The following is a 14,684-nucleotide window of genomic DNA, read 5'->3' as shown; positions in this document are numbered from 1 at the left end:
ATTATGAAGGAAGTTTCGATTGAAATATGCGAAAACATCTCTGGAGGTGGTTTTTGCCAAGCGGTGGCTGTGGCTGATGCAGTGGTTGTATTAGGGGGGGCTGCTAGTCATTTTGGGTGGTTAGCTTTAAATCCTGTAGGTGGAACAATCCTTGTAGCCGGGGGAGTAGCTTTGGTTGGCGCAAGTTTGTATTGTGCTTTTTCATAATATGAAAGTTCTTTTTATTATTGGACTATTCTTGGCTTTAACTCCCTTGAGCGTTATGTTGCTTATGCCAGAATATTTGAAACAATCCTTTATACCTGGATCTCTCGGAATGATAATAATTACAGGTTTCCTGATTTCAAAATTTATTTTAAATAAAAATATTATAGACAAAGATACAGAAAAATGAAGTTATGTAATTAGATATCTATATAATTATATGGTGTATTTAAAATGTTATCTCCTACTATCTGAGAAATGGTCTAAAATTTAGAGACGCTACCTTGAGAAGGTTTTCCCTTTCTTTATTTTTAGTCACTACAGATAATAAATATAGCGTATGAAAAATGTACGTTTCTTTGGACAGCCACCTCTAGATGTGATTTAATGTCCGTTTGAACTGAGGCTGTCTCAAAAAAAGATAGTTATAAAGGCTAGTCGATTTTCCGACTAGCCTTTCCTGTTTTACTCAAAATTTGTATTTTGAGGTGTGCAAAAACAAGACTTAAATGTAGCCTTTAAGGACTACAATCCCAACCAATTGATGTTTTTTCCGCCGAGTCTGGAAGAGCTTATTGTGCCCCACTGGGGAAGCAGTGTGTCCGGTTTAACTGTGTCAATGGGGAAAATAGGTGTTGGTACTGCGCTTAATTGGCTCAATAAATCCTTTTGGAATGGTTTCTGAGATGGTGCAATTTTCGTTGGTCTTGCTTTATCTTTTGCTCCTCATACCTAATTGTTCGGTGAAATTGCAATTGTTTGGACTATCTGTTGTGGAATGTTTCAATGGGCAAGCAAAGTGATTATTTATTCTCACATTACCACTAAGGTTAACTAAATACTTTAGTGGTTTTAAATAAAAAAACATGTATATAACCAGTAACATAAAATTAATACCGAGATTAGTCTTAATGTTAATAGGTTTAGGTCTTTTATTCTATGATAAAACTATAGCTATATATTATATCTTTATAGCGCTTTCAATTATGATCATAGCTGATTTAGTTTTTAAGAAAAGATCTAGAAATCAAGCATAAAATTTCTTTATTAATCACCTTTTTGAACAACTTAGTAATTAAATTATAGTTGTAGTTTGAAAATCATAATGATCATAAATAGTGATCATAATTTGATTAAGGGGGTGTGTGGGTGTATCAACTCCTCAGAAGCCAGGAATTTTATTTGAGACTAATTACCGCCCTAATGAGCTTACCCTGTAGGTGAAGTTAAATACCAGTTTGGACTGAGTGGAATTTGTAATTCCAACCTCATATCTTTACCAATTTGGAATTGGCTTTAGATAACCTATTGAAAGTGATGTGTTTAATTTGCTATTAGATTCATAATATCTCGAAAGTGTTCTCCAATTTTAATCTAAAGATTCTAAACCTTCGAGGTTTTTAAAACCTCAAAGGTTCTTCGTATCACTGAAGCTATTACTTCCTCTTCAGCTTGATCACCGTAATCTCCGGCCAAATGCCAACCCGTCCTGGAAAAGCCAAAAACCCAAATCCTCGGTTGACATGTAAGTATCGGCCTAGTTCTTCGTATAGTCTGGCCCATTTTGGGTAGCGAAGAGAAGCCGGGCTCCATTTAATAAAACCGGGGATCTCGATCCCAAACTGCATCCCGTGGGTATGTCTGCTTAAGGTGAGATGGATAAATTGGGAGAAGTTTTTTACCTGCTCATCAAAATGGGAAGGATCGTGGCTCATCAATATTTTAAAGCTTTGATCGCTGAGGTTTGCCGCAGCTTTCTTTAGGTCTCCGTACTGCCCGAATCCTTTTCCCCAGTTCTCCACACCGATCAGATCTATGCTAGCTTCGACTCCGCTAAAGGCTGGCTTTTGAAGCTTGACGCTTTCGTTTCGTAGTAGCCTAAAGCCCAGTTCTTCGCGGATTTCATATAGGCGCTGCATATTGGCTTCTTTCGCCTCCTTACTGGGCCATGTTATATAGTCCCCATAGCCATGATTGCCTAGTATAGAGTACTTGCCCATGGGAGCTTTCAGCTTTTTGAAAGTCTCAACGAGAAATGCTAGCTAACTTGATTTACCTGTGCTGAGATGAGGTAATCCGACTCCTGAAAAAAGTCGGGGAAGCGAATAATTTATTAACTTATGGAAAAGTTTAAGGAATTGAGTTTGGAGGAGATGCAGGAGGTGGATGGCGGTGGGCCTGTAAGAGATTGGTTTTGTAAAACCACAATGAAGGTTGTTGAATGGTGGAATTCATCGGATGAGCCTGTTTATGATCCTTGTGCAGAATTCGGTTGTGTTTTAGTATAAATTTCAAATTCAAAAAAAATGGAAAGATTTAAAGAATTATCTAACGAAGAGCTCCGAAACATAAATGGTGGTGCTTGGCCATTAATTGCCAAAGCAGTAGTTTGGGTAGTGGGTGCCTGTGCTGCAGGGGTTGCCGGATATTATGCGGTTGAAGCTGTTCAAGGAATTGAGGATGGGTTAGATGGCGAATGCTGTGACTGCGAATGCTAAAATAGAATTCAAATATTAAGGAGAACCACTTTAAAGTGGTTCTCCTTGTTTTTTTTTATTGAAAAATGGAAGAAATTAAAAAACATATAAGTAATTTTCTTACATCTATTATTATTGTCTTAGTTATTTACTTTGTATCAAAGTGCTTTTTCGGATTTAAACAGTTTACCTCTAAGCATCTGTCAATAATGATTCTTTTTGTCTTTTTTTACTGTTCATTTTTTCCATTTCCTAAACAAATTAAGAAAAGACATAATAATGGTAAATAGTTGTTCCTAATAGTGGTGTAATAATCGGCTTAAATGTAACTATGATTAGAGAATTAATTCAATTTTTCCGCCTCCCAAAACAGCTAGAAGAATTTCAGCTCATGACTTTTAGGCGATTTATTTACCTATTGGTGATAACGTTTCTTGTTATTGCTCCATACTCTGCTTTGATTTATGCGTTGGGTTTGGACGAACTGGAGAATGCTGTGATGGAAATGTTGAAGGAAACTCCGGTTTTAATGGTTTTTGCAGGGATTTTCATTGCCCCGCTTTTGGAAGAGCCTATATTTCGACTTCATTTGGTTCGAACTAAAAAATATGTTTTGTGGAGTTTGGGTTTATCAGTATTGCTTATTTCCGAATTTTGGTATCCAGTCATTATACTCTGGATCTATCTGATTTGGCTTTTGATTCGTATTTCGAAAAACAATCCTCCGCCGTTGAAGCTGGTTGTTTATGGTTCTGCTGTGTTATTTGGATTGATTCACTTGGGGAACTTTACGAGTTTTGATTATGCCACGCAGTTTTATCTTATTCCTATATTGGTCGGAGCCCAGTTTTTTGTTGGGTTGATCATCAGTTATATTAGATTGAATCATGGGATGATTTGGGCAATGATTTTTCACGGAGTGTACAATGGGATTTTGATTGGAACTCATCTATTATTCTTTGGTGGGGGAAATCCGGTATAAGAATTTGAAGTAAAATCTGAAAGCTGAATTCAGAAGTCTGAAAAAGTCATTTGTGTAGCCCTTTGGTATAGTCAAATATCAGTTATACCCACGGGGTGGAATTTGTAGCTCCACTCTCATATTCTCACCAATTTTTAATTGGCTTTGTTTGGTGTCAAGAGTTTCCAAAGTTGGTGTTAGGTTTTTGGAAATGCCTTTACACTTTTTAGCAGTTCGGTAATGGGATTTTAGTTTGCTGCTCAGGTCTCTTTTTCCTCATGATCAAATAGAGGTTTTATGTTCTACTAAATTTTAGTAGTTTAGCTAAAACTATAATCTTATGAAACTCCTTTCTCTTTCGTTTTGTCTGCTAGTGCTCATGATTTCCTGTGCCGAAAAATCAGCTACACGTGATTCTGATCGTGAATTTGAACTGGTAAAAATTGATTCTTTAGTGATGGATATTCTGGAGCCCGTTCATGTGCTTGACTACCACCATGAAAAGGGACTTTATCTGCTAGTGAAGCAAGCCAGTATGGAAGGGCATTATTATATGGTCAATAGCTCAGGAAAGATTCTAGCTGAAAATAAACTTTCGGAGGGGCCTGATGCCTTTGGGTTGGTGCTGGTAAGGGCGGGCTTTGTTGAGGATGAGATCCTATTTATTTCAGAGGGGGAAGCCTTTGTCTATGATTTGGAACTGAAGCAGAAAAGGAAATTTCCTTTCGAGCAAAGAGTCCGGGCCCGATTGGTTCACTTTTCACTGGACAATCTCAGTACTTTCAGATCTGCAGATGGGGAGCTAAGTGCAGTTGCTAATCTGAATGATGGCTATTTGCAGCCTTATCCGGTGGATTATTACGATACGCTTAGTATGGTTCACCTGATGGATATTCAAACCGGGGAAGTGAAAAAGGGTGGGCGTTTGGATGAGAACAGCAAGTTTCGGTCGGGACAGTTCTATCCTTCTATGGATAAACCTGTGTTTTTCTCAGGTCCCAGGTCCAGTTACATTTCTACTATTTTGTATGGGGATACTACGCTGTATCAGTTGGATCCAAGCGATGGTTTTAAAACAGTCAACAAAATAAAGTTGGATCGTCTCAAACCTGATCAACTGATAGACATACCGATGACTGATGCATCTTACACCACAGTAAAAGAATACCGGACACAGAACCATACCATGGGAGGTGCTTTCGATGAAATGGTAGGATTTGGGGATGAAATGCTTGTGGGGTACAGAACAGGTGCGGATCCAAATCTGGTTTTTGAAAATCAGAATGAAGAACAGCGAAAGGCAGAGGCAGCTTCTAAGAAGCGATTTTTCTACTATATCAAGGACGGAAAGCAACTGGGCAAACCGATACCATGGACACTTCCCGGAAGGTTAAAGCTTAATGTAGGGCCAAGGAGGTACTTGCAGACTGGCGATCAAGCCGAACTTCATGAGTATGAAAAGGACTATCAGTGCTATTATATCTATGAGTTGAGGGAGAAGGGATAGCATTTTTGCGAATCTGATTATCCACAATGATGCCAGTAGCCATATTTTCTATCTTTTAGTGGTTGGAAGACAGGAGACAGAAGACGGAAGAGGCCCGTGCTCTTCGAGATTTGTAATCTCGAAGTTTTGAGATCCGACGATCGAGGTTCAGGATTGCAAATCCTGAGCAGTTAAATTACCTGCACTTATATATTTTAAATTAATGCTAAAGGTTCAATTTGGCAATTTCCCTTTTTTAAAGGGGGCAAGGGGGATTTTTCTCATTCTTCGACTATTGATGAATGTCGTGGATTTAATCTCGAAGTTTGACCTGAAGATTTGAGATCCTACGGTCTAGGTTCAGGATTGCAAAACCCTGAACAGCTAGAGCAAGATACTTATCATAAAATTTTTATCTTTTACCTTTTAAAATCAATAACCGACAACCTTAATTGGCATTAATGAAGAAATCAAGCGATCTGGATTTCGATAGGATCAGCAAGTATTATAACCAAACTGACAAGACTGGATTTTTCCAGAATATTTCTTCCAAGCTTTGGAATGATCTGGGAATGGATGAGGTGTTTCTCCGAATCGATCATACCCTTACCAAATACGGAGAGCAATACCTGTATTCTTCCCTTAGATTGGTGAAAGAAGGGGATTTACTAGATGAAAGGTTAGAGTCAACAATTCAGACGTTTGAGAATAACCCAGGTTTTGAATCTTTTATGACGCGTAAGCTGGAAAGCTTATCAAAGAATGATTCCTATTTCTTGTGTAATGTTTTTCAAAGAGAGACACCTCAAAATCCATGGTTTATGTTGTTTTACATACTCTCGGCACTTTCTGTTATAGGAGTGATCTCGTCATTATTCATGCAATGGATGATTTTACCGGCAATACTGGTGATCACCTGCAATTTCTTTATCCATTATTGGAGCGAACTGAATGTATCTCTTGAGTCAAGGACATTTGGCCAGCTAGGAGAAATGTTAGCCATGTCGCAGCTCATTCTGAAAGAGTCAAAAAAACAAGGAATTTTCATGCCCAAACAGCCCGAAATCGAAAAGGTAGGATCACTCATCTTTAAGGCATCCGTGCTTAAACCAAGAATGAAAGGGTTTGGTGAATTGGCGGAATTGGTGGGGTATATAACTGAATTATTCAAAGCCGCTTTTCTGATCGAAACTCTTCTTTATTATTCTATTCTCAAGGAAATAGGAGAGAAGCGAAGTCTGATCGAAGAGAATTTTGATTACGTTGCTTACCTGGATTTTGCCTTATCCATTGCACAACTTAGGAAATCAGATCCTTTTATCACCGTGCCCAAGGAGGGTACTTCGCTCCAGATTGATGGCAAAGGAATGTTTCATCCCTTGCTTTCATATGCAATCCGAAATTCTATTCGTATTGACCGAAATGGTGTTTTGATAACCGGTACAAATATGTCAGGCAAAAGCACATTCCTTAGAATTATAGGATTGAACTGCCTTTTGGCGCAGACTATTAATTCGGTTTTTGCTCAGGAAATGATTCTTCCAAAGCTGCATATCCATTCTTCTATTCAGACTTTTGATGAGTTGGAAAGTGACAAAAGTTACTTTTATAGTGAGGCCGAGACTATGAAAGAAATGCTCACTGTTGATCATGAACAGGGATTTAACTTGCTATTGATAGACGAGATTTTCAAGGGGACAAACAGCCGGGAGCGGTTGGTGATTTCCTCGGAAGTATTGCAACAGCTTGCTCAGGAGAATTCTATAGTGATTGCCACAACCCATGACTTGGAGTTAGTTCATGGGCTCCCTGATTTTATATTTTTCTACTTTACCGGACAGGATGTGGCTGGTAACTATCAATACGATTTCCGGCTCAGGGCTGGAGTGTTGCAGAGCACCAATGCTGTTTTTGTACTGAGGGATATGGGGTATCCAGAAGAGGTTTTGGGGAAGATCAGGGGAAGGTTGACCTAATTTGGGAGGCGTGGATAAAAGATAAAATCAAACTCTATAACAAAAGCCTCCGTTTACTAGAAGTTTATTAGGTTGGTAATCATTAGTTTAATGGATTAACTTTAGTGAAACATTATATCCATTGGATGCCTGTTCACGTAGTTCTATTAGTTGGATCTAAATTTCAGAGAATATGCTAAAGCTACTTGTTTTTTGTACACTGATGCTTTTTTGGTCAAGAGCTGATAAGCAAACTGAAAGGTATACCGTCACATTCGATATCAAAGATATCATGAATATGAGCGGGAACTCTGAGTTAGTGAACGGTGATGGGCAAGTCCTTGGTAAGATTGAGTTGAGAAAAGATGGGGTTTCAGTGGACGACCTGATTGTGGCTAAGATAGATGGGGTCTATCAAATCTTAGGATCGACTAATGCTGGGATTACTTTAAACACATCAATGACTAAAATAAAAGACAGTCGAGATGGGGAACTTGTATGGAAAAGAGAGATGCTTTCTCAGAATGGGATTAGTTGGTCTTCTGAGGGAAAAACAGGCGTTGAATTGAAGACAGTGATTGGCAAAGGAGAGGTGACTATCAAGCTAGAGGAAAATTTGGATCCTGGTTTACGGGCAATGCTTTTGTTGGAAAGAATACATTATATACGAGCAATATTGATTTCTGGATATTCTTTTAGTTAGGTCTCTAACTATTGGGATATGAAATTCCAGAGGTTTTCAAAGACCAAAAACTGAATTTAATAATTTTGAATCGGAGAATAACGGGCGTGGATCAAATAGCTAGCTTCGGTAAGCTTAAGGAAATAGGTGAAGTCTTTTAGAAATTCTAACTCGTCACCATCTACCACAGAGAAAGAGAATGTTGCCATTTCGCGGAAAGAATTCCATCGTTTTATCCATCCTTTCAATTTCCTGCGCTTGAAAAACTTCCGTAAAAATGAACTGGGATCGAGTATTTCATCATGACTAAGTTGTTTAGGGGCATAGTCAATTAGATTAAAGATGCATTTATCACTCGCTGGCTCGATAGAGAATTCCTTATCCCGACTTTCAATAATTTGATTCCAAGTAAGTGAGCTGGCTGAAATAGGAGGGAAATTCCGAAGTTGATGGCTGGCATAAATCAGTTTTAGAAAGAGCTGACCCTGATAGAATATGCAGTCTGGAAATAAGATCTTGTAGTCTGGAGAAGTGTCAAATACTGCGTTTTGAATCATCGTCACATGGGAAAGCCAAAATGGCAAGGGTGCTATAGATCCAAACAGCTCCTTAATAACCTGATGTGCTTTTTCAGGAGAAGTACAGGTGTACTCTTTTTTTAACGTGCTAAAGGTATTTCCCATAATTTCAGACGTTTGTACTTAATTTATGATTCAAATTTGAACGGTTACGCTCAGCGAGGAGCATTATATTTCTCAGGTATTTTTTAGCTTAAAGTGCCTAACATACAGCAGGTAAGTGGCTTCCAGTAGCTTATGAAAATCCTGAAAATCATCTTGAAACTCTTGTAAGGCATCAGGTTCGAGACAGGTGATGTCGCTAAATGACTCTTCGATGATTTCATTCCACCTCCTCGCCCAGACGGGACATTTGCGGCGGTAGTAGAAGTCCTTAAGAAATAGATAGGGATCTATGATTTGTTCTTGGCTCAGGAATCTGGGAAGGAGGTTGATTCTGTTTATGAATAGCGTTGCGTTCTTCTTATCTCTTTTTAAGATCAGTTCATCCCAATGTGGGGTAGGGCAAGCTGGAAAATTGGTCTCACGGTAAAGAAAATATCCTATATAGACAATCCGCAAAAATTCTGCACCCGCATACAGGATTGTTCCTGGTGAATGTGATGTGAATGACGGATTTTCCTGAACAACATATTCGAAAATAGCGGAGATCTTCCTTTTCCAGTAGGATAGATTAGCAAAGTCACAGAAAAAGTGATATAAACCTCCATGGCATTCTTCCAAGGATTCACATATTCGGTCTCCTTCAAATGTATTTAAGTAGTCGTCCATTTTCTAGGGGTTTAGGGTATTGGCTACCTGATATTCCAGTTCTTTCTGCTGATCAATCAGCCCTTTGATGGTTTGGGATGAGCTGGTATCAATGGTAGTTGAATTCTGTCCTCCTATAGTGAAGGAAGAGCTGACCAAGTTTGAGATGTGTAGGACTAGTGTCATGATTTTGGCTATTAGATGTTGATCCAAATTCATAGGATTCACTGGGATGAACTATTCCATTCTGGAATAAGGTGTTCTGGAAAGGGAATTATTTATTCGGGTGGTAAATACCACTCGATTGATAAACGGAGGAATGCTCGAGATCTGTCTGCTATTGCTAAATGTCATTCCGATACTGAAAGCCTGAATTAATTTTATGAATATGCCAGTAGGAGTATAATAAAAAATCGTCCGTCCCGATGGGACTTAGCTAGAGCATATTGTAATTCATAATTCCAGAGGTTGAAACCTCTGGCAAGAAGATGGATCGTCCCGCTGGGACTGATAAGGAATAGGCAGGTTTAAATGTATCTGGCGAGTATATGGGCCGTTTGGCTCGGAGGGGCGAGCGTAAAGGATTTGTCCAGCGGGCAGCCAGGCTGCAGGGCAGGTGGAATAAATCTGGAGCTAATGCCGTAGGCATGACCGATCCTATAGCCAGCCATTTCAATGGCTGGAAAACATGATCGATCGAGAATTCCAGTAAATGCTGTAGGCATGGCCGATATAGCAGGGGCTGGCGAAACCTAATCGCTACAATAATTTTTGCTCCGCCGCGTCAATAAAGGCTGAATTGGCAAAAGAATTAGAGACAGCAAATGTCTTGATTCGTGTGGGCATACTTGGATATAATCATCCACCAGAATATCTTAGTTTAGTCAATTCGGCAGAAATTCTTAATTTCCCTTTCTAAACACTTCACCTATGAACGAAAAGATCCACCACGGCAGAAATATCAAGCGCTTCAGGGAAATGATGGGCATCAAGCAGGAAGCCTTGGCCTTTGAGCTGGGGGAGGACTGGTCCCAGAAGAAAATCAGCCTACTCGAGCAAAAGGAAGAGATAGAGGATGGATTGCTTCGCCAAGTGGCTGATATTTTAAAAGTGCCAGCGGAGGCGATTAAAATGTTTGATGAAGAACAGGTGGTGAATATTATTTCCAATACTGTCAACAACAATGATAACGCGACTGGTAATTCTTTGTATAGCTATTATCCAACCTTCAATCCTATTGATAAAATTGTTCAACTCTATGATGAAAAAATCGCCCTTTACGAGCGGATGCTAAAGGAAAAGGATGAAATGATTGGACGATTGGAGAAGTTGCTGAACAAATAAAATTACTAACCCTAAAGACAGAGAAGTCTTTCTGGGGATATTTAAGCCATGCTCGAAAAGGGTTCCTTAGCATCTACTTACATAGACCAAGGCAAATTACAAATTTGTTAGAACATAAATGTGTAGTTACAGCTCACCTAGCCCTATCTATATTTCTTTTACTCTTAGATGGTGAGAAGCCGTGTACCTCGATTAGCGGTTCGTATAATTTTCACAATCTTACACCCAAGCCCCAAAATATATTAGGTAATTAGTTGTTTGCTGTTATTTTCAGTACTTGATTGGTCAATTCAATAATCTCAAATTCATATATTTTTTCTGAGTCCGAATTGTAAATTTTAAGGATTTTTGTTTTTTCATTGTACTCCCAACTTCCTTTTGCCATATAATGAGCATCATTAGCAGCTAATACGCTATATTCAATTTCTCCATTATCATCAAAAACGAAAACTTGTCTATACCTGCTTGCAGGGAAATCATCGTGATTACCGGGTCGGTAAATTTCAATTTCTTCAGAAGTCTTCTCTTCAAAAGATTCTATCCATTTCATTTTAAGAATGGATGTTTGGATTATTTCATTGTCTTTGTCACACCCCGGAATGGAGATAATCAATAGTAAGGCAAGAGGTAAAATACTTAGGTTTCTCATAAGAATGGTTTAAATTATTAGGTGTTGTCCAAATGGTTGCTTTTTATGACCGCCAACACCTCTATAAATCCCATTAAGCTTTTTTATTTCGCCTGTAACGGGATTTCCCTCAGGTCTCTAGGTAGTGTTGCAACTAAATTAATGATTTCGTCGAGTTTGACAAGCGGACTCTTTAGATTTTTGTGATTTAGATGGCTTATAGTATTAATGGGCAAATGGTCTTGGACTCCGCTAGACTGACTTAGGTTGAAGTTGGGTTTGATTCCTATACCTCTTGAATTCTTGAAAACCTTCCCTACTTCCTCTTCAACTTCAGCACCGTAATCTCCGGCCAAATGCCGACCCGACCAGGGAAGGCCAAAAATCCAAATTCACGGTTGACATGTAAGTATCGGCCAAGTTCTTTGTTATAGTCTGGCACATTTTGGGTATTGGAGATAAGCCGGGCTCCACTTGATAAAACCGGGGATCTCGATCCCAAACTGCATCCCGTGGGTATGTCCACTCAAGGTGAGATGGATGAGTTGGGGGAAATTTTTCACCTGCTCATCAAAGTGTGAAGGATCGTGGCTCATCAATATTTTAAAGCTTTTATCGCTGAGTTTTGCTGAAGCTTTTTTTAAGTCTCCATATTGCCCAAATCCTTTTCCCCAATTTTCCACCCCGATCAGGTCGATTTTTCAAGATAATTTTTGAACTCTAATGCATATATTTGTGTATCATGTTGTGTACACAAATATTAAAAACCATGGTTGTAGTAAGCACAAGAGAATTTCGCCAAAATCTCAAAAAATATCTGGATTTGATTGATAAGAATGAGCGGGTTATCATTCAGAGAGGCAAGGATAAAATTTATGAACTATCAAACAATGTGAAAAATGATCGCTTCTTTGATGATCCTGCAATTCAAGAGCGAATATCAAAAAGCATTCAGTCCTACAATGAAGGTAAAACGGTAAAGTTAACTGACGATCAATTGAAGGAACTTCTTGGTTTATGATTTTTGAGATTGTTTTCACTTCAGAAGCATTGGAAGATATTGAGAAACTAAAGAAAACTGGCAACAAAATTCTAGTAAAGAAGCTGTTCACATTAATCCAGGAACTAAAAGTACACCCCGAAACAGGCAAGGGTAAACCCGAAAAACTTAAATACTACCAGCAGAACACCTGGTCGAGAAGGATCGACAGAAAGCACAGGCTTGTTTACCTCATTGACGGTTCAAAAATTGTAGTGACAGTTTTAGGTGCTTATGGCCATTATGACGATAAATAAAGCTCACCTTGCACTGTTTATTTTTAATGGTCATATTGAATCTCGCATTCTTGATAATCATGCCAATGTGTGTCCTATTTCGACATACTTGATTCTCCGTTCGGTTGGCTTGGCCGAAAATAACCCCGCCCTGTCGCGTAGGCAAAAGGTCAAGACTCCAGCAAAACTTCATGCTGACCTTACCTAAAAATACCCTCAAGCCTACACTATTGTTTCCTCTTCAATTGAATCACCGTAATCTCCGGCCAGATACCAACCCGCCCTGGAAAGGCCAAGAATCCAAATCCACGGTTGACATGTAGGTAGCGACCTAGTTCTTCGTATAGTCTGGCACATTTTGGGTATTGGAGATAAGCCTTTCCCCTCTTGATAAATCCGGGTAATAATCCTTTGCTTTACGAACTGCCTTATACAGCCTGCCCCACGAAGCAGGAGACGGTGGTCATAAATATGTGAGGCGCAGCGTGAGCTTTACAGCTCACTGTCGTCCATTCTACCTGCAAAATGTTTTTTACATCTGAAGACTCAAATTGATTTTAGCTCCCAAAGCATTAAAGATTCGCATCACGGTCTCAAAAGTTACATTTCCGGTGCTATTTTCCAATCTTGATATTTGAGCTTTTTTTACACCTACCAACTCTCCCAGTTGTTCTTGTGTTAGTTTTCGTTCTTTACGGGCAGTTTTAATCATATCTCCTATGAGTTCAAGTTTTAATTCAAACTCATATTCATCTCTTTCTTTTGTGCCCTTTTTCCCGATTAAAAGGTCTTCTGCTTCGTCTAATTTGTAGCTCTTCATCTCTTTTTACTTTTTAGGTAATTCGTTCTAATCTTGTCGGCTTTCTCAATTTCCTTTTTTGTCAACTTTACCCGTTTTTTTGATAATTCCGTGTGTAGCGAAAACAAGCGTTTCATTTTTATCCTCTTTATCCCAAAACGCTAAAAGCCTGTATTGAATTCCTGAATATAAGGTTCTAAATTCCCAAATTTCGCTGGTTAGTTTTTTGAAAAATTTTGGGTCGGAATGCTGTTCAGCTCGTCTAATGTTCTGAAATATTTTCTTTCGTGCCTTTAAATCTTGCTTTTGGATAAATTCAAAAGCCTCTTCTAAGAGTTTTGTTTCAAATCGTTTAACCATTCATTTAATTGTCAGATAAAATTACGATTCAAAGATATAAAAAGTTTCGTTATATGTAAACTATTTAAGGGTTTTAACACGTACTTCCTTCCCGAGATTCGGGGTAAGGTGATGGGATAGCCTGATTCGTCCTAAAAAAGTATACAGATTAGACACCTCCTAGGTGACACGGATTACAAATTCCAACCAACAGCTACTACTTCCTCCTCAACTTCAGCACCGTAATTTCCGGCCAGATCCCAACCCTCCCAGGAAAGGCCAAAAATCCAAATCCACGGTTGACATGCAGGTAGCGGCCTAGTTCTTCGTACAGTCCGGCCCATTTCGGGTAGCGGAGGTAAGCCTTTCTCCTCTTGAAAATCCGGGTAAGAATCCTTTGCTTTACGAACGGCCGTATATAGCCTATCCCGATGTGTAGGGAAAATCCGACTATGTTAGTTCTTTTCCACTATGTTTTGGATTTCTTTTTTCAATTCAGGTAGCTCTGGAATCATTATCGTCCAAATGGCTTCGTCAGAAATGCTATCCTATTCGTGAGCAATTCTATTTCTCGTCTTCCAATTCTTTAATTAAAAGTTTAATCTCCTTATCTGGAATTGAAGACCTTTCAGCTTTAGTAAAAATAGCGATCAGAAATATGGTGGATTTCGAATATACTACGTAGGTGATCAGCCTAGCCGATCCAGATTTCCCTTTGTTCATACTGGATATTGGAACCCTGACTTTGTAACAATTTTTGTAAACAGGATCACCCAGAGACGGTTTTTCCAAAAGTTCTACCGCTATTTTGTCCAAGTCGGCTAAGATTGAAGGGTGTTTTTTCTTTAACTTCTTTAATTCCCTCCCGAAACTTTTGGTAAAAGCTAATTTATAGGTCATTTTCCATTTCTGAAAAGGACGAATAGGTTTTGTATTCGACTTTCCCTTCTTCCATAGCCTTTGCCTCTAGATAGCCCTCTTTAATGTCAGATAGGATTCTGTTTTTTGCAAAAACATCTTCTGTAACTACCTGAAAACTAATATGCATAGCTTCAAGCAATGATTTGACTAGATCAAGCTTGGATTTATCCGTCGGTTCAATTAAGATTTTCTCCATATGACAAATTTACAAATTTTAAAAGATTAAAGTTTCAAAACTTTGATTAATAATGGGTTATAGAAAGAACAGCTTTTCGGCTGTTCTCT

21 protein-coding genes and 2 pseudogenes are annotated in these 14,684 nt (G+C 38.8%); 11 read left to right on the top strand and 12 right to left on the bottom strand.

Annotation, left to right across the window (positions count from 1 at the left end; genetic code table 11):
• The first annotated feature begins 3 nt into the window (after positions 1-3).
• Positions 4-207 carry a hypothetical protein gene (locus LZF95_RS07075; RefSeq protein ID WP_233754280.1) on the top strand — a complete coding sequence of 68 codons (204 nt, stop codon included), beginning with the start codon at positions 4-6 and terminating at the stop codon, positions 205-207.
• Between the two features lie 487 nt (positions 208-694).
• Positions 695-889, top strand: a complete 195-nt coding sequence (locus tag LZF95_RS07070) for a hypothetical protein (RefSeq protein ID WP_233754279.1) — start codon at positions 695-697, stop codon at positions 887-889.
• A 751-nt stretch (positions 890-1,640) separates the two neighbouring features.
• On the opposite strand, the gene LZF95_RS07065 is transcribed toward LZF95_RS07070, so the two are convergent.
• Entirely contained in the window at positions 1,641-2,204 is a 564-nt protein-coding gene (locus LZF95_RS07065) for a metallophosphoesterase (RefSeq protein ID WP_233754278.1), read from the bottom strand.
• A gap of 120 nt (positions 2,205-2,324) precedes the next feature.
• On the opposite strand from LZF95_RS07065, the gene LZF95_RS07060 reads away from it, so the two are divergent.
• The 6 genes from LZF95_RS07060 to LZF95_RS07035 all read left to right on the top strand — a co-directional run bounded on the left by LZF95_RS07060 (position 2,325) and on the right by LZF95_RS07035 (position 7,786).
• Positions 2,325-2,492 carry a bacteriocin class II family protein gene (locus LZF95_RS07060; protein ID WP_233754277.1) on the top strand — a complete coding sequence of 56 codons (168 nt, stop codon included), beginning with the start codon at positions 2,325-2,327 and terminating at the stop codon, positions 2,490-2,492.
• A complete protein-coding gene (locus tag LZF95_RS07055) occupies positions 2,493-2,702 on the top strand; it encodes a class IIb bacteriocin, lactobin A/cerein 7B family (protein WP_368670768.1) in 210 nt (69 codons plus the stop codon).
• 370 nt (positions 2,703-3,072) lie between these two features.
• Positions 3,073-3,663 carry a CPBP family glutamic-type intramembrane protease gene (locus LZF95_RS07050; protein WP_233754275.1) on the top strand — a complete coding sequence of 197 codons (591 nt, stop codon included), beginning with the start codon at positions 3,073-3,075 and terminating at the stop codon, positions 3,661-3,663.
• Between the two features lie 319 nt (positions 3,664-3,982).
• A complete protein-coding gene (locus LZF95_RS07045; protein WP_233754274.1) occupies positions 3,983-5,149 on the top strand; it encodes a hypothetical protein in 1,167 nt (388 codons plus the stop codon).
• A 440-nt stretch (positions 5,150-5,589) separates the two neighbouring features.
• Positions 5,590-7,104, top strand: a complete 1,515-nt coding sequence (locus LZF95_RS07040) for a hypothetical protein (RefSeq protein ID WP_233754273.1) — start codon at positions 5,590-5,592, stop codon at positions 7,102-7,104.
• 172 nt (positions 7,105-7,276) lie between these two features.
• The gene (locus LZF95_RS07035; RefSeq protein WP_233754272.1) at positions 7,277-7,786 is read left to right on the top strand and encodes a hypothetical protein; all 510 of its coding nucleotides are present in this window, start codon (positions 7,277-7,279) and stop codon (positions 7,784-7,786) included.
• Positions 7,787-7,842: 56 nt separating this feature from the next.
• Here the strand turns inward: LZF95_RS07035 and LZF95_RS07030 are convergent, their stop codons facing one another.
• The 3 genes from LZF95_RS07030 to LZF95_RS07020 form a co-directional block, all read right to left on the bottom strand.
• A complete protein-coding gene (locus LZF95_RS07030) occupies positions 7,843-8,448 on the bottom strand; it encodes a hypothetical protein (protein WP_233754271.1) in 606 nt (201 codons plus the stop codon).
• Between the two features lie 72 nt (positions 8,449-8,520).
• Complete coding sequence (locus tag LZF95_RS07025; RefSeq protein ID WP_233754270.1) at positions 8,521-9,114, bottom strand: hypothetical protein; 594 nt, start codon at positions 9,112-9,114, stop codon at positions 8,521-8,523.
• A 3-nt stretch (positions 9,115-9,117) separates the two neighbouring features.
• Positions 9,118-9,279 (bottom strand): hypothetical protein, encoded by a 162-nt coding sequence (locus LZF95_RS07020; RefSeq protein WP_233754269.1) that lies wholly within the window; start codon positions 9,277-9,279, stop codon positions 9,118-9,120.
• A 744-nt stretch (positions 9,280-10,023) separates the two neighbouring features.
• On the opposite strand from LZF95_RS07020, the gene LZF95_RS07015 reads away from it, so the two are divergent.
• Positions 10,024-10,437, top strand: coding sequence for a helix-turn-helix transcriptional regulator (locus LZF95_RS07015; RefSeq protein ID WP_233754268.1), 414 nt, complete (start codon positions 10,024-10,026; stop codon positions 10,435-10,437).
• A 250-nt stretch (positions 10,438-10,687) separates the two neighbouring features.
• Here the strand turns inward: LZF95_RS07015 and LZF95_RS07010 are convergent, their stop codons facing one another.
• Complete coding sequence (locus LZF95_RS07010; RefSeq protein ID WP_233754267.1) at positions 10,688-11,086, bottom strand: lipocalin family protein; 399 nt, start codon at positions 11,084-11,086, stop codon at positions 10,688-10,690.
• A 407-nt stretch (positions 11,087-11,493) separates the two neighbouring features.
• The gene (locus tag LZF95_RS07005; RefSeq protein WP_306422289.1) at positions 11,494-11,748 is read right to left on the bottom strand and encodes a hypothetical protein; all 255 of its coding nucleotides are present in this window, start codon (positions 11,746-11,748) and stop codon (positions 11,494-11,496) included.
• 86 nt (positions 11,749-11,834) lie between these two features.
• Here LZF95_RS07005 and LZF95_RS07000 point away from each other — a divergent pair, with 86 nt between their 5' ends.
• Positions 11,835-12,086, top strand: a complete 252-nt coding sequence (locus LZF95_RS07000) for a type II toxin-antitoxin system Phd/YefM family antitoxin (protein ID WP_192348279.1) — start codon at positions 11,835-11,837, stop codon at positions 12,084-12,086.
• Positions 12,083-12,361, top strand: a complete 279-nt coding sequence (locus tag LZF95_RS06995; protein ID WP_233754266.1) for a Txe/YoeB family addiction module toxin — start codon at positions 12,083-12,085, stop codon at positions 12,359-12,361. Before LZF95_RS07000 ends, LZF95_RS06995 begins: the two co-directional genes overlap by 4 nt.
• A gap of 206 nt (positions 12,362-12,567) precedes the next feature.
• Here LZF95_RS06995 and LZF95_RS06990 read toward each other — a convergent pair.
• From LZF95_RS06990 to LZF95_RS06965, 6 genes and pseudogenes are all read right to left on the bottom strand, one after another.
• A pseudogene (locus tag LZF95_RS06990) lies at positions 12,568-12,708 on the bottom strand (metallophosphoesterase); the annotation flags it as partial.
• A 164-nt stretch (positions 12,709-12,872) separates the two neighbouring features.
• On the bottom strand, positions 12,873-13,160 hold the full coding sequence (locus LZF95_RS06985) for a helix-turn-helix domain-containing protein (protein WP_233754265.1): 288 nt from the start codon (positions 13,158-13,160) through the stop codon (positions 12,873-12,875).
• 45 nt (positions 13,161-13,205) lie between these two features.
• The gene (locus LZF95_RS06980; protein WP_233754264.1) at positions 13,206-13,499 is read right to left on the bottom strand and encodes a type II toxin-antitoxin system RelE/ParE family toxin; all 294 of its coding nucleotides are present in this window, start codon (positions 13,497-13,499) and stop codon (positions 13,206-13,208) included.
• Positions 13,500-13,695: 196 nt separating this feature from the next.
• A pseudogene (locus tag LZF95_RS06975) lies at positions 13,696-13,833 on the bottom strand (metallophosphoesterase); the annotation flags it as partial.
• A 209-nt stretch (positions 13,834-14,042) separates the two neighbouring features.
• Positions 14,043-14,378, bottom strand: a complete 336-nt coding sequence (locus LZF95_RS06970; protein WP_233754263.1) for a type II toxin-antitoxin system RelE/ParE family toxin — start codon at positions 14,376-14,378, stop codon at positions 14,043-14,045.
• On the bottom strand, positions 14,368-14,595 hold the full coding sequence (locus tag LZF95_RS06965) for a hypothetical protein (RefSeq protein ID WP_233754262.1): 228 nt from the start codon (positions 14,593-14,595) through the stop codon (positions 14,368-14,370). The genes LZF95_RS06970 and LZF95_RS06965 overlap by 11 nt, the downstream gene beginning before the upstream one ends.
• Between the last annotated feature and the right edge of the window lie 89 nt (positions 14,596-14,684).

It is taken from the genome of Algoriphagus sp. AGSA1, assembly GCF_021390545.1.
Taxonomy (GTDB): Bacteria; Bacteroidota; Bacteroidia; order Cytophagales; family Cyclobacteriaceae; genus Algoriphagus.
This window is presented reverse-complemented; position numbering and strand designations above follow the sequence as displayed.